The organism is Paenibacillus helianthi (genome assembly GCF_001909055.1).
Classification (GTDB): domain Bacteria; phylum Bacillota; class Bacilli; order Paenibacillales; family Paenibacillaceae; genus Paenibacillus_AQ; species Paenibacillus_AQ helianthi.
Map to the genome: position 1 here is coordinate 180,040 of NZ_LVWI01000048.1, position 14,956 is coordinate 194,995.

The following is a 14,956-nucleotide window of genomic DNA, read 5'->3' on the forward strand; positions in this document are numbered from 1 at the left end:
CTAGTTATTTTAAGGAGGGATTCCGGATTGCTGCGTATTGTGATTGTAGATGATGAGATTCTGATTCGCGAGGGCCTGGCCCGGATGATAGGCAAGGAGAGCAGCAGCTTTCTTGTCATAGGAACGTATGGCGACGGCAAGCAGCTGCTGGATGCCCTTCCCTCCCTTCAGATTGATGTGGTCATTACAGACATCCGGATGCCGCATGTCGACGGGCTCGAGCTGATCAAACAGCTCAAAGCCGGGTATCCGCGGATACGTACGCTGCTGATGAGCGGATTTGTAGAATTCAATTATGCCCGGGAAGCAATCCGCAGCTCTGCTGTGGACTATTTACTGAAACCTATCAACAAAGAGCAGCTTTTTGAAGTGCTCTACCGTCTGGATGAGGAGCAGAGGGTGTTTCGGGAAAAAGAAGAACGCCAGCGTTCCGGGCTTCTGCTCTCGCTGCTGCATGTCGAGCAGCCATCCGAAATCCTTCTAAGCAGCCTTACCTTGCCCCAGCCTTACTTCTCCGTGTTCGTGCTCAAAGGAAGCTCGCGGGAAACCGTCTGTGCCTGTTCAGACAGTCTGCGGCAAGAGAAGGAAATATTGCTTGACCTTCTGGAAATCAGAAAGGGACTGTATGTATGGATCTGGTATTCTGCCGAGCCTTTAACAGCTGCGGAATTGAATCGTATCGGCGGGACTATCCGGGCAGCAAGCAGCGGACAATGCCTCCATGCCGGAGTCAGCGGCTCATACCGCACTCCCTCCAAGCTTAGATCCGCCTACCTGGAAGCCAAGCGGGCCTGTGATGCAGGGATTTACAATTCGCAGCCGCTGCATTATATTACTGCTCAGGAGCTTCCGGCTGCGGACATTAGCCTGAGTGATCCCTTTGCGCCTGTGCGTGAGCCGTTGATTCACGATCTGCAAATTTTGAATATATCCGGCGTTCTGGGACATCTCCATTCCATGTTCTCTTTGCTGGAGTCGCAGCGGGCTTGTCCTGAACATATTCTGCGGGCCTGCCGGGAAGTTGAGGACACAGCACGCAAGGAGCTTCAGGAATTCGGAGCCGTTTACAGAGTAAGCAGCCGGCCTTCGCTTGAAGAACAGATCGAGACCTGCATGAGCTTTGAAGAGATCGAGCGGATGTTCATCTCCACCTTCACAGACGCATTAAGCATAATCCGCACGCACCGTCTGGAGCTGTCAGGTACCGCTGTCGAAACCGTGAAGCGCTGGGTAGCAGCCCACTACAATCAGCACGCCGATTTGAACATGCTGGCAGGGATGGTATTTTTGACACCAAGCTACTTGAGCAAGCTGTTCAAGCAGGAAACCGGGTTGACCCTGACCGACTATGTGATTGAAATCCGTATCCGCAAGGCCAAGCAGCTACTGAAGAATGCCCATGATCTGAAGATTCACGAGATCGGAGCTGAAGTCGGCTACCCCGATCCCGCCTATTTCAATAAGCTGTTCAAAAAAATAGTCGGCGTCACACCGAACGAATATAAACGCATTTCACTTGTTTAAGGAGAATGATCGCTTTGCAGCTATGGTTAAGCACCGCTGGGGATGGGCATGGAATCCAAGTTTACGATACCACAGAATTATATGGTGAGAGAGGCAGATTCCGCGTGCTGCAGTTTTCGGGAGACGCTATTCAGGGAGCCCTTGATCTGAACCACCCCCGCCGGGTGGTCTTTGAATATCCTAGAGCAATGATCCATTTAATGGAGTCAGGAGGGGCGATGTTCGAGGATGTGTTTGTCATTGGACATGGCATCGGGACGATCGCCGGATACTTCGCAGAGAAACGCTTTAAGACCGCCGAGGTAAATGCAGAGGTTGTGAAGCTCAGCAGGCAGCACTTTGGCTGCAGCCAGGACAATGTTGTTATCGGGGATGGGCGCAGCATTCTGGAGAGTGAGCCGGACCACCGCTATGACTTCATCCTTCTGGATGCCTTCACCGCAGACGGTACCCCGCAGCATCTGGTCTCCAGCGAGTTCTTTGCCCTGGCCCGCTCCAAGCTGAACAGCCGCGGTTCGATCATCATGAACCTGATGGGCAGAAGCGAAAGGGACCGCCTGATGGGTGCCATCCACACGACCCTTAGCGAAGAATTCCCCTATATCAAAGCATTTGCTCTTCCTTCTGAGGGCACGGCCGATGTCCGTAACATCATCATTATGGGCAGCATCAAGCCGATCCGCTATCAAGCCAAGCAAATGGCCGGATTTGTGGAAATCACGATCGGACAGGGCCATGTGATCCGGGATTAAGAGGTGCCGGAGCTTCCGTATTCAAAAAAGTCATCCGCAAGCAGCAGCGAGAGCTGCTGCGGTGATGTCCGAACCTCCGTGGTCAGCAGCAGCTCCTCCAGCTCGCATATATGCTTCCAAAGCAGAGTTTCTGTATCCACTCCAGCCCCTCCTTACAGAGTATCATCCGTTTCCACGGCAGTATCACCGCATACATCCATGCAGACGAGGCAAATATCATCCTGTTCCTCTTGCTCACCCTGCTGGTTTTCTTTGTTGAACGCAAGCAGATTGTCCATTACCGCCGAAATCGGCTCAAGTCTGGTTTCTTCCATTACCTGTAGCAGCTGACCGATCTGGTCTTTTAACAAGCATCCCGGTCTTTCGATCAACCCGTCGGTATATAAGAGTACCCGGGCGGTTCCCTTGAAGGAAAGAGTCTGTTTTTGAAGCTTCATTTGGGGAATCAAACCAATGGGAAGACTGGAAGATTTCAAACGGAATACTTCTCCGCTACCATCTACAAGCAGTCCGCTGGGATGTCCTGCATTTATATATTCTACAGTGTGCTTCTCTGCATCCACTATCAAATAGATAGCTGTAAAAAAGAAATTCGTAGTCCCCTTGGCCACGCTGAACAGCTTGTTCATATGATTATTTAATTCATGAATGACTTCTTCCGGAGTTAGATTGGCTTGGATAATCCCCCTCAGTAAAGAACGGATGGACATGCAAATAAGTGCCGAAGAAACCCCATGCCCCATAACATCCATGATCAGAACCCCATAGCGGTTCTCTTTCAAGCGGTACCAGGCATACATATCTCCTCCAAGGTTCCGGGAAGGAACGTATTTTGCGTTAATGGAGAAGGAAGGTGTATGTATCGGTTGACTGAGTACACTCTTCTGAACCTGTCTGGCCAAATCCAGGTCGGTTTGCTTATTCTTTTCAATCTGCTTCTTATCGGTAATATCGAGCACAACTCCGTTTACACCTATGACCCCATTTCTAGGGCCAGCTAAAGGAAACATCCGGCTCTCTACCCAGCGGATCTCCCCGCTTGCATGGATAATCCGGTATTCAAGAGTCAGATGAACGGCAATCCCCTCAACAATGGAAGACATTCGGCCCTTCACCAAATCCTTATCCTCGTCATAGACTTGCGCCGACCATAAATCGGGGTATTGATAATATTCCTCTGCAGAGTAGCCGAATATCTTCTCACATGCCGGCGAGATGGTTAGCAGTTGATTGCGGGTCACATCAAACGACCATAAGATAATATCAATACTCCTGTAAATGTTATTAAGCTGGGTCTGAATTTCACCCAATTTATTCTGAACTCTTTCAAATTCAGTAATATCCTTGGCAAAACCGATAACCCCCTGAATTTCTCCGTTGGCCATTAGAGCAACACTGGATAAATCAAAGATCAGATACTGTCCGTTTTTATGGCGCAGCTGTAGCTTGCTGGAGGTAGAAAGAATACTCCCGTTCGTAATATCGCGAAAGGTCTCCTGAATTAACGGGATATCGGCCGGGTGAAAGAGATCAATAAATGAAGTGTCCCTAATCTCCGCCTCAGTATGTCCGAGAAGATCCAGAAGATTGGGACTTACACTAATGATGGAGCCATTGAGATCTACCACGTATATTCCTGCATTATTGTAGAGAAATAACGATTTATACCGCTGCTCACTATCTCTGAGTTTCTTCGTATTCCCTTCCTGCCGTGTATACAAGATATACAGAGGTGTCAAAATAATAAATTGCGTCAGCAGATCAACAATATACTCATATCCGAACTTTTTATCCACAAACAGAAGGTTGTACATATTCACTACGACAAGAAGGACAAGAATAACGAGAGCCTTGTTTTTGGAGGCTTTTTCTCTCAACAAGCCATATATCCTATTGTTCATTACACTTTCCTTTTCTTACGCATGGAGAGGGTGATATAGGGACCCGTAGGGATTAAGCGTACTTCATCCATAATGCCTTGAATCAGAACCAGCCCTCTTCCGCGTGACCCTATTTTGACCGGCTGGGTTGGTTCATTGCTCAGTTCAAAGGACCCTCCATTCTGACAAACCCTGATCTCCATAATATCGGATTCAACCAGCCATGAAATTCTGAATTCACAAGTACCTGAGGGACAACCATGCTCAAAAGCATTCATGCAGGCTTCTTCAGTGACCAACTGCAGGAGTATAGATTCGTGGTCAGAGAATTCCGTAAGCATAGCAATTCGATGGGTTGTCTTCATAGCAAGAGCAATATCACTTCTCGAATGAATCACCAGAATCTGCCCGTACGTCCCGCTGTTCACGTTGTTCATTTCAATTCACCTGTAAAATAGGCGTAGCCTTCTTCAAGTGCAGTGAAGATCTTCATCAATGCACTGAAATGGACAATTTCGAAAATTTCACCTACAGTTGATTGGACACCCACAATAATGAGCTCTTTGCCTGCACGACCTGCGCCAAGCACAGCATCAGCAATCACACCCAGGGCCGCGCTATTCAGATAGGCTACCTTCGTGAGCTCCAGGATAAGCTTTGTCTTCTCTCCTTCGACCAGCTTCTCAATCGCTCCGCGGAATTCGTCCACGTTTTTTAACGTTACATCTGTATTCCAGTTCAGCAGCTGTACCTGATCCTTCAAGATATTCTCCATAATCAACCCACCTCTTTCCGCTTAATTTTTAAATTCAGCATCTTCTCCAAATTCAGCAAATGGATAAACTGTTGGTTTTGTTTGTATATGGCATCGAGCATATCTGAATTCATAAGCACATAATCCAGCGTTTCTTCCATGTATGCTCTTGAGAGCGGGCAAACCTGCGCAACCTCATCAACTACAATTCCCACCTCATGTCCAGACACTTCGCAGATCATGATCCGGGAGCCGGGGGCTTGCTCAAAGGCGCTCATTCCCAATTGAGGCCGTAAATCATACACCGGAAACAGCATTCCCCGCAGATGAATCATCCCCAGAACATGTGCAGGCGCAGAGACCAGAGGGTGAATCTCAGGTACAGGCAGAATCTCTTTCATCTTGTAAATCGGAATTCCGAAATCCAAACCTGACAGCTTGAAGGTCACATATTTCTCACCTTCAGCATCTACCTGTTCACCCTTCATGTCTTCTGCCAGCAGTGCCTCGTATGAGGAGCCTGTCTCACGGGCAATGAAGCCGACATCCAATATATGGGCCACATGACCGTCTCCAAGAATCGTTGACCCGGCAATATAAGAAACATTACCGATATAATTCCCCAGCGATTTGATCACGATCTCCTGATTGCCGATGGTTTGATCGACGACCAGACAGACCCGTTTATCCGCCAATCCTACGATTACCACGAACAAGCGGTCCTTAGCCGGTTCAAGCTCTTCCTGCACCTGCAGTTTTCGGTGAAGACGTACAAGAGGCAGTACCTGATTGCGGAATTTACACACTTCTTTCCCTTGTACCGTAAGAATATCCGCTGTCTTCAGCCTGAAGATTTCAATCACATTCACTAACGGAACCGCAAATGTACTTCTTCCCAGCTTCACCAGCAAAGATCTTATAATGGCAAGGGTTAAGGGAAGCTTTATGGTAAATACGGTCCCTTCATTCCGCGTGGTTTCAATATCAATGATGCCATTTAGTTTCTCAATATGCGATTTCACAATATCCATTCCAACGCCCCGCCCGGACAGATCTGTGACCGTTTGGGCTGTGGAAACGCCTGAACGGAAAATCAGCATCACAAGTTCCTTTTCCGTCATATGGCTGGCCTCTTCAGCACTAACGAACCCTTTACGGATTGCCATTTCTTTAACCTTTTCCGCATCTATGCCCCTGCCATCATCTGCGATAGTAATTACGATCATATTCCCTTGATGGCTGGCCCGAAGCACTATGGTTCCTTTGCACGGTTTGCCCATCGCAGCCCGTTCTTCCGGTAGCTCCAATCCATGGTCCACCGAATTACGCAGGATATGAATGAGCGGGTCACTGATTTCTTCAATCAGGGTACGGTCAAGCTCCGTCTCTTTGCCTTCAATGATGAATTCGATTTCTTTATTCGATTTCTGAGCCAAATCACGGACCATTCGCGGAAAACGGCCAAACAAATGCTCAATCGGCAGCATCCGTGTCTTCATCATTCCTTCCTGGAGATCGGTAACGACCATGTTCAAATGGCTTGCAATGTCATTGAGGACATTAATATCGCCATTGTTTTTGAACTGCTCGCTTAGCTTGGCACGTATACTGCGAAGCCTAGTGTTATCAATGATTAATTCGCCTACCAGATTCAGAAGACCCTCAAGACGTTCCACATCAACGCGAACCGTCTGAGCCACCTGTACCTTTTTCTCAGTAATTACCTGAACCTCATTAACTTTGACTATATCCTTGCGGGGTTCTTGTACTTTGCTCTGTTCGACTTCTGGCACTACTTTCCCTTCTATAAAGGCATCCAGATTCAAAGCTGTAATATATTCAATACGTACGGAATCAATTTGGGAGATATGGGTCAGACTACGGATAATGTCCTGCTGGATTTGTCGGGTAATCAAAATATACACTACAGTTCCGGTAAATAACTCATCCTTCTCAATCATTTCCAGCTCCGGGTAGCAGGCAGCAACTTCCCCATGCTCTGTCAGATTAATTTCGACGAGCTTGGCCCTTACATATTTCATGGATTCCTCTTCCGCCATATGAACATGAATAGCCATAACCTCGTAGCCGCTTTCCAGAGCCGTTTGTATTTTTCCTTTCTGAACATTATCAAAGACAATATGTAGAGCAGGTACAGACTTTTTAACTGACTGTTCATGGTTTAGGGGAGTGCCCGAAGCGGAACCCCGGATTTCTTCCAGCCGCCCCATGAGGATCGTTGTGTCTCCCTCCTCCATCACACCACCCAGAATGGAGTGGCGGAGCTCCTTAATGAAATCGATACAGTCGAATAGAATATTCAATAATTCGGAGGTTACCTCCTGCTCTCCGCACCGGATCAGCTCAAATACACTTTCCATCTGATGGGTCAGTCTGTTAAGCTGCTTAAAACCCATGACTGCAGAAGATCCTTTTAAGGTATGTGCAGCCCGGAAAATTTTCTGAATGGTGTCTTGCTGACAGCCCACGCTTTCCAGCATCAGCAAGGAATCATCCAAAAGCTGAAGCTGTTCTTCCATCTCATCTAAAAAGACACCCAAATACGCAGAATTATGAAAATCATTCATCTTTTTCGCTCTCCTTCATGCGTCACCCTTCACCAAACAACCGATCAACATTCAGAATGCTGATTAACCCGTCTGCACTCTGTCCTATTCCGTCCATATATTGAGCACCTTGGACTTCACGAGATTCAAGCGGAGGCTCAATTTCCTGAAAAGAAGTCACCTTCTCCACGGCATCGACAGTAATGCCAATAGCCTCCTGCTTGTAGCCCACCACAATGATGCGTGACTGAGCTCCCATGGGCGTCTCGGGAATGCCGAATCTCCTGCATAAGCTGATCACCGGGACAATCCTGCCCCGCAAATTAATAACGCCTCTGATAAATGGCTTGCTGTTGGGCACTCCTGTGATATGCTCCATTTTGATGATTTCATTGATATCACGAATATTAATAGCATGCTTCTCGCTTCCCAGACGGGATACAACATATTGTTCAGTACTCACTGTTGCCTGCATCATTCATCCTCCTTACACCAGCTTGAAGGCTGAAATGGAGCTATTCAATTCGTCAGCTAATCTGGCGAGCATTTGCGAGGATGCTGCCGTTTCCTCTGCTGCTGCTGCTGACTCCTGGCTACCCGCCGCTACAGCCTCAATGGAGAAGAGAACCTCATTCGTTTGTGCTGCCTGTTCCTCGCATGCCGCAGCAATACCGGTAATTTGGTGGGTAGTTTCATTTACACGGTCAACAATCCCCTTGATTAGCCCCTCCGTCCGGTCTGACAGTGCAGATACCTCACTTACTGCCTGTACACTGAGTACCGTATTCTTTTGCATTCCCCGGATGATGTGGGCAATTTGTTTCGTGGCTTCGCTGCTCCGTTCCGCCAGCTTACGGACTTCATCAGCCACAACGGCAAAACCTCTTCCCTGCTCACCGGCACGCGCCGCTTCAATTGCCGCATTTAAGGCAAGCAGATTGGTTTGTTCGGCAATCTCGTCAATCACCTCAATAATCTCCCCGATTCTTTGGGAGTCCTGCTCAAGAAGCCCCATCTTCTCTGACAAATTACTCATACCCAGACCGGATTCCCTTACTGCATTACTTCCCTCTTCAGCACCATGACGGGTTTGACTGGATAACTCCGAGACTTGTTCGGCATTCTTAGCTACCTCATCAATGCCTCTGACCAGATCCTGAATCAGATGATTGATATTTTGTGCTGCCATAGCCTGGGACTGGCTGCCGGAAGCGATTTGTTCAGTGGTAGCCGAGATTTCCTCGGAGGAAGCCGCTACACTTTGAGCAGACTCAGCTGTTCCACCAATTAATTTCCTCAAGCTGGTTATCATCTCATTGACAGCACTGGCAAGCTTGCCGAACTCGTCCCGGTTTTTCAGTGAGATTTGCTCTCTGAGATCTCCACCGGCCATTTTGACCATGATTGACAGAATCTTGGATACAGGGCCTACAATGCCCTGCGAGATCCATAAGGCGAGCACGATGGCAATGGCTGTAGCCAGACACGCAAAGATGATAACGGTATATTTCCCGGAAGTGTAGCTGCCTATATTGGCCTCAATATTTTTATTCGCGTCATTTACTACTTTCTCTACTTCAAGGTTCACTGTATCCTGCGCCTTTTGCAGATAAGGAACTGAATCAAGCATTGCTTGATAGCCCCTTACATTATCATTATTGACTCCGAGCTCAATGATATTGGGAACCGCTGCATTATATCTTTCCACATTTTGCCTGATGCTCTCCAGGGATACTTTTTGTTCGGTATCGAGTGAAAGCTCTCCGTAATCCTTGATATTGGAAGCCAGATCCTTCTGGTCTTCCTGAATCGTCGATTGGATCTTACCAAATTCGGAAGCTCTTGTTTCCAGTATGATCTTCATCAGATCGCCCCGGAGTTTGTACAGATCCGTCCGGATGTTCTCCATATGGACTAATCCAGGGAAATTATACTCGCGCATCTGCACTGAATTGCTGTTCATTTGCCCCATTTTAACAATCGACAATCCGCTGATAATCAGAAGCAACGCAACAACAAGCAGGAAGCTCCCCAATAATTTAGTTCGGATATTAAATTTCATCTGAAACACTCCTCTAAGTGGTTACTATTTGTATGCGCTTTCAAACACTCCACAGACTACTCTCCGTTTTGTGCAATTCTCCCAGGCCCTACCCAGCCGCTCTTTATTCTTTGCATTTGGAAAAGTCTTATATAACGGTTAGCTTTGTGAAATATTTCTCTTTCATTATGATCGGACTAGTTCCTTGTGCCTATTGTCACTAGTTCCTGTTTATCGACAATATGTTCCTATTTTCTACAGGAAACTCTTCCTTTTCCACAGAACAAAAAAAGCAATGTGCCCTAACAAAGGGGATCATTGCTTCTTCACCGTATGGCTTATGGAGGTCTGGTACATTTGAGAAATCGCCTGGGCCCGGCCGCTAACACCAAGCTTTTCATAGATCTTGGTGATATGATTCTTAACAGTATGCATGCTGATGAACAGCCTCTCAGCGATTTCCTTATTATTCATTCCTTGAACCAAATGACCTAGAATCTCTTCTTCTCTTGAAGTCAGCCGTTCTTTATTTTCAATCGGAAGCCGGGCGGCTTCGGGTGAGTTCTGCCTGTGCAAGAACTGTTCTGCAGAACGCAGGATGGACTCATTCACGGGAACAGGAAGAGCTTCCTTCCACTCCATGTCCCCTTTTTCCAGATACGATATAACGATCAACAGCACTTGTCCCAGGAAAGCATAGGAACTTTCTCCTATGTCCTCATGTTGTCCTGACCTGTACCGTTGCAGTTGACGCAGCAGCATAACCAGCGGGGCCGCTCCGAAGTACCCGGTCAACAGTTCTGCATCAAATTCAGCGAGCAGACCTGCCTGCCCGATCCATTCGATCTCTTCGGATGGACGATTCAATTCTTGCAACAAACCCGCCGCGAGCTCTTTTACCCGGGTCCCCTTATGATACGCTTCCGGTTTCCACATTAACAACGAATCCTGGAGCAGGCGAATAATGTCTCTATTCATAAGCGGGGCCGCTTGTTGCGCTAACACTAATTTGGCCACCACAAAACCGCAGATTGCCTGAATGAACATCGCATATTCCTTGTATTGCCTATCATCTATAAATTGGATAGTAACCATCCCCAGCAGTTTTTGACCGGAAGCCACTGGAAATTCTACTACCTCCCTGCCCTCCCATTCACGTTGCAAGGGTCTGCGCAGCATACTAAACCCCGGCATCCCGTCTCCAAAATAGACAGCTTCAGCATCCGCAGCATATACGGAATACCATTCTTTTGAAGCAGAGGGAGAAGTGTATATTTTCATTCCATCATTTTCGGGCTGGTGGTGCAATAGGCAGATGAAAGAGCTGTGGATCTGCTGCTGTATAGATTCAAGAAACATTTGCAGGAAGTCTTCCCTGTCCTGGACAGCAACAAATGCCTGGGTTAATTCCTGAAAAGTCTTAATCCGCAGGCTGCGCCGTTCGATTGCATCTTCACTATCCAAGTGGTATATAGAAGATGAGATCTGATGGGCTGCCAGCAACCCCATATCCGCTTCCTCTTCCGATATTTCCGTTCTCGAAGAATCTCCGCCAAATAACAACCCAAATAATTGACCTTTATATTTTATGGGATAACAAATGATGACTTTAGGTTTGATTCCCCGCATAGTGAAGAAGTAGCTTCTCGGGTCCCGGTCCGCATTCTCCCAATACCCCATCTGTTTGGAGAGCCCTACCTGCCCCAGGAAGCCTTCACCCGAGAAAAAGGAAGCGCCTGATAAGGATTGCTCAGCAGGCATACCAGTCGTTTCAATGATCGTGAATTGTCCCTTTTCGTCTATGCTGCTGGCATATCCTGCAAATTCAAGCCCCATAACACGTGTGAATATGCCGAGCACCCCTTTCAGCCAGTTAGGGCTTTTGGAGTCGATCAGGTGGGTAAGGTTCAACAACTGCAGTTTGTATGCAGAGTGATTCTCCCGCTGCTCCCGTTCAAGAAGGACACTAATCGTATCGGCCAAGGTTTCCAGTTGATGAAGAATACCTCCTGTATGCTCTTTGTTATAAGTTGCTACAGTATCCAGGGCACGAATCCAGTGCTCCCATTCATCGGGATGAATCGTTTCATATATTCGTTCTGCGATGAGCTCCTTACTGCCTTCCTCTATCCAGACACCTGCAATAATGTAATAACCGGTTTGTTTATGAAAATTTATAGGGGCAACCAGCAGCTTAAATCCCGATATGGTTTCATATACGATAGGTTTAGGAATGCCGCTAACCTTTTCAATAATTTTAGTAATTGCATCTTCGGCAGATTGACTCTCAAAACCCAATAAAAGACGTACCATACCCGTTAAACCCGAAGGTTCTGTTAATCGTTCATCCGTTTGGTTGGTAATCATAATCGACAATCCGCATAAAGAAGAGTAAGCGTTCTGCAATGTCTGCACATCAAATTTCGGCTTGTTCTTCATCACACATTCCTCTCTTCCTACTCACAAGAAATTCGCCGTACCGCGACTTTTCTCCTGCTTTTCCCTTATATAATTTTACAAATAAAGCGCTATCTCCCGATTTATCAAAAGGAAAAATGCATGAATACGTAAGAGCGGTATCCAAATGCAGGAAATTCCCCTCCCTAAAAAGACGTCAAATCTCCGGTCAACAGACCGATTCCCTCTGAACTCCCCATTCCTGCGTTTTTTTGCTAAAATAGAATAGTCGGCGTATTTTAAGGCAATCCTAGCGCCAGTCACTGAAACGGAGGCATTACCTGTGGATTATATTATTCTGGACATCGAATTCAACGGCCGCAAATTTGCCAGCGAGCACCCTATGGAGGTCATTGAGATTGGAGCCGTCCGGTTAGACGCTTCATTGCAATATAAGGATGAATTCTCGGCTTTGATCAAACCCATATACTTCTCTACCCTGAATTCGTTTATTAAGAAAAAAACGGGCATCCCCCAGGAAGATATAGACGTGGCCGACCGGTTCCCTAGGGTGATTACAGCCTTTCGGGCCTGGTTGGATCAGAGCCTGGACGGTGTTCTCCTTCTGACGTGGGGCGGTGAGGATATGAAACGGATCATTCAGGATGTCCGCATGCATAAAATGGATGATACCTACTGGCTATCTGCCACCTATTTCGATCTGCTCAAAGGCGTGCTGCGTGCCCGCGGCCTCACCAATGATATCAGCGTCGAAGGGGCGATGGCCCTATTCGAGCTGGAGCCTTCCGGCTCCGCGCATCGCGCGCTGGACGATGCCAAGATGACAGCGGAAATTTTCCGCGCCGTCTTCCCGGATCTCGACTTCGAACGCTCCCAGCACTATGTGGACACCTTCTCCAATGCCAGAGAACGCAAGACAGTCAAGATCGCAATCAAAGCGATGAACGCGCAGAAGATCGTTCCCACCTGGGACCTCGTTGCCGAGCACTATTTCCCGGCTGAGGACGCTTTGGCTGATCCACGCAAGCTGGCGGAATTGCAGGCCTATTTTGCAGCACAGCTCGGCAAAAAGTAAACTGCATTCATTATCGCCATATGACAGCGGCAGTTCCCTTAGTGGGTATACTAGGGAGACTGCCGCTGTTTTTTTTATCATAAAAAAGATTGACATTGCCGTTACGTAAAGGTGTACATTCAATTTGCAAGCAGCTGCTTGCAAGTCGCTGACGCGAAGCGATCTATTCAAATACACGCTGAGAATGAGCTGGAGGCTGAAGAAATGATGGAGTATACCGTGCAGAAGCTGGGGGCGCTTGCGGGAATCAGCACACGGACCCTGCGGTATTACGATGAGTTTGGTATTCTCAAGCCGGCGAGAATCAACTCCTCGGGATACCGTATCTATGGCCAGGCCGAGGTCGACCGGCTGCAGCAGATTCTTTTTTACCGGGAGCTGGGGCTAAGTCTGGAAGGGATCAAAGCGCTTGTAACCGCACCTTCCTTTGACGGCGCCCGGGCCCTGCGCGAGCATCATGAGAAGCTGCTTCAGCGGAGACAGCAATTGGATAGGCTGATCCTGAACGTCGAGCGGACACTGGCACAAACCGAAGGGAGAATAACTATGAGCAATGAAGAGAAATTTGCAGGCTTTAAGCAAAAGCTGATCGACGATAACGAGCAGAAGTATGGACAGGAAATCCGCGGAAAATATGGAGATGAAGCTGTAGAGAAGTCGAACCGCAAGCTGAGAAATATGACGGAGGAACAGTACGACAGGGTTCAGGAGACGGAGGCTGAGATGTTCGCCGCACTGGAGCAGGCCATGGAGGACGGTGATCCGGCAAGCGTACTGGCCCAAAAAGCCGCCGATCTGCACCGTCAATGGCTGACCTTCTACTGGGATACCTATACCAAAGAGGCCCATGCCGGAGTCGCACAAATGTATGTCGATGATGAGCGGTTCACCGCCTACTACGACAAAAACCGGTCCGGCGCGGCCAGGTTTCTGAGGGATGCCGTTCATGTGTATACCGGATCGGAACAAGAGTAGGCTTATTCTACACGTTTGTAAAAGTCAGAGCGGCAGCGGATCATCCCGCTGCCGCTCTATTTTATACCCGCCTCCACCTCTTCCTCCATTCCTTTGTAGTACTGAATCTTGTCGGCAATCTTCCCGAGATTATCGCCAAGCTTCCGCATCTGCTGCTGGACCCTGCTCTGGTGGGCTTCCAGCATCAATCGTCTCTCATGAACAGTCGACGGACCTTGGCTGCGCAGATCGGAATAACGCTTCATTTCCCGGATGGGGATATCCAGCTCCCTCAGAATGACTAGGAATTGTACCCAAGATACATCAGCTTCAGAATAGGCCCGGTAGCCCTGTTCATTCCTGGACACGCCTTCCAGCATGCCAACTTTCTCGTAATACCGCAGCGTATGCGCTGACAGTCCCGTCAGGCGGGACATTTCCTGAATCGTAAGTAAGTTCTCCATGGCGGAATCATACCACAAAAAATTAACGGTTGCATTAGAGCGCGCTCTAAGCTGTAACCTGAATTCAGAAGTTAAATACCCTATTAATCGGAGGTTACCTTATGACAACAGAACGTTATGAACGCGGGTGGGAAAAGCTGATGGAAGTGGATGGCAAGGGAGGGACAAATGTAATTCAATCGCTGAAGGACATTTCTCCCGATCTGGGCAGATTTGTGATCGAATTTGCTTTTGGCGATATTTATCCCCGCGAAGGACTGGATTTGCGGCAGCGCCAACTAGTCACCATTTCCTCGCTCACTACGCTTGGCGGTTGCGAGCCTCAGCTCACCGTTCACATCAATGCAGCGCTTAATGTAGGACTTTCTCCTAAAGAAATCGTGGAAGCCATCCTGCATTGTGTGCCTTATACCGGATTTCCGCGTGTGCTGAATGCGACCTTTGTAGCCAAGGAGGTATTTAAGGAGCGGGGAATTATGATGCAGGATCAGCAAAAAGACAGCTCCAGCTGATGGAGCTGCCTGTAT

General features: G+C 48.0%; 14 protein-coding genes. 5 read left to right on the top strand and 9 right to left on the bottom strand.

The window, feature by feature from the left end:
• The first annotated feature begins 27 nt into the window (after window positions 1–27).
• Both A3844_RS18335 and A3844_RS18340 read left to right on the top strand, forming a co-directional pair.
• The gene (locus tag A3844_RS18335) at window positions 28–1,524 is read left to right on the top strand and encodes a response regulator (RefSeq protein WP_074108145.1); all 1,497 of its coding nucleotides are present in this window, start codon (window positions 28–30) and stop codon (window positions 1,522–1,524) included.
• 5 nt (window positions 1,525–1,529) lie between these two features.
• Entirely contained in the window at window positions 1,530–2,276 is a 747-nt protein-coding gene (locus A3844_RS18340) for a spermidine synthase (RefSeq protein WP_074108146.1), read from the top strand.
• Here the strand turns inward: A3844_RS18340 and A3844_RS32820 are convergent.
• The 8 genes from A3844_RS32820 to A3844_RS18375 form a co-directional block, all read right to left on the bottom strand.
• On the bottom strand, window positions 2,273–2,416 hold the full coding sequence (locus A3844_RS32820) for a hypothetical protein (protein ID WP_167374701.1): 144 nt from the start codon (window positions 2,414–2,416) through the stop codon (window positions 2,273–2,275). The two genes, A3844_RS18340 and A3844_RS32820, sit on opposite strands and share 4 nt — an antisense overlap.
• A 12-nt stretch (window positions 2,417–2,428) precedes the next feature.
• Window positions 2,429–4,156: a SpoIIE family protein phosphatase gene (locus A3844_RS18345; protein ID WP_167374702.1), complete on the bottom strand. Its 1,728-nt coding sequence runs from the start codon at window positions 4,154–4,156 to the stop codon at window positions 2,429–2,431.
• 20 nt (window positions 4,157–4,176) lie between these two features.
• On the bottom strand, window positions 4,177–4,593 hold the full coding sequence (locus tag A3844_RS18350; RefSeq protein ID WP_074108148.1) for an ATP-binding protein: 417 nt from the start codon (window positions 4,591–4,593) through the stop codon (window positions 4,177–4,179).
• A complete protein-coding gene (locus A3844_RS18355) occupies window positions 4,590–4,931 on the bottom strand; it encodes an STAS domain-containing protein (RefSeq protein WP_074082778.1) in 342 nt (113 codons plus the stop codon). The genes A3844_RS18350 and A3844_RS18355 overlap by 4 nt, the downstream gene beginning before the upstream one ends.
• A 2-nt stretch (window positions 4,932–4,933) precedes the next feature.
• Window positions 4,934–7,498: a chemotaxis protein CheA gene (locus tag A3844_RS18360; protein WP_074108149.1), complete on the bottom strand. Its 2,565-nt coding sequence runs from the start codon at window positions 7,496–7,498 to the stop codon at window positions 4,934–4,936.
• A 22-nt stretch (window positions 7,499–7,520) separates the two neighbouring features.
• Complete coding sequence (locus tag A3844_RS18365; protein WP_143192108.1) at window positions 7,521–7,955, bottom strand: chemotaxis protein CheW; 435 nt, start codon at window positions 7,953–7,955, stop codon at window positions 7,521–7,523.
• 9 nt (window positions 7,956–7,964) lie between these two features.
• On the bottom strand, window positions 7,965–9,539 hold the full coding sequence (locus tag A3844_RS18370) for a methyl-accepting chemotaxis protein (RefSeq protein ID WP_074108151.1): 1,575 nt from the start codon (window positions 9,537–9,539) through the stop codon (window positions 7,965–7,967).
• A gap of 294 nt (window positions 9,540–9,833) precedes the next feature.
• The gene (locus A3844_RS18375; protein WP_074108152.1) at window positions 9,834–11,957 is read right to left on the bottom strand and encodes a LuxR C-terminal-related transcriptional regulator; all 2,124 of its coding nucleotides are present in this window, start codon (window positions 11,955–11,957) and stop codon (window positions 9,834–9,836) included.
• Between the two features lie 301 nt (window positions 11,958–12,258).
• Here A3844_RS18375 and A3844_RS18380 point away from each other — a divergent pair, with 301 nt between their 5' ends.
• Together A3844_RS18380 and A3844_RS18385 are read left to right on the top strand one after the other, a co-directional pair.
• Window positions 12,259–13,011, top strand: a complete 753-nt coding sequence (locus A3844_RS18380) for a 3'-5' exonuclease (protein WP_074082769.1) — start codon at window positions 12,259–12,261, stop codon at window positions 13,009–13,011.
• A 207-nt stretch (window positions 13,012–13,218) separates the two neighbouring features.
• Entirely contained in the window at window positions 13,219–13,986 is a 768-nt protein-coding gene (locus tag A3844_RS18385) for a MerR family transcriptional regulator (protein ID WP_074108166.1), read from the top strand.
• Window positions 13,987–14,042: 56 nt separating this feature from the next.
• Here A3844_RS18385 and A3844_RS18390 read toward each other — a convergent pair whose 3' ends face one another.
• On the bottom strand, window positions 14,043–14,429 hold the full coding sequence (locus A3844_RS18390; RefSeq protein WP_074100174.1) for a MerR family transcriptional regulator: 387 nt from the start codon (window positions 14,427–14,429) through the stop codon (window positions 14,043–14,045).
• A 101-nt stretch (window positions 14,430–14,530) separates the two neighbouring features.
• Between A3844_RS18390 and A3844_RS18395 the strand changes: the two genes are divergently transcribed.
• Window positions 14,531–14,941, top strand: a complete 411-nt coding sequence (locus tag A3844_RS18395; RefSeq protein WP_074082766.1) for a carboxymuconolactone decarboxylase family protein — start codon at window positions 14,531–14,533, stop codon at window positions 14,939–14,941.
• The last annotated feature ends 15 nt before the right edge of the window (window positions 14,942–14,956 follow it).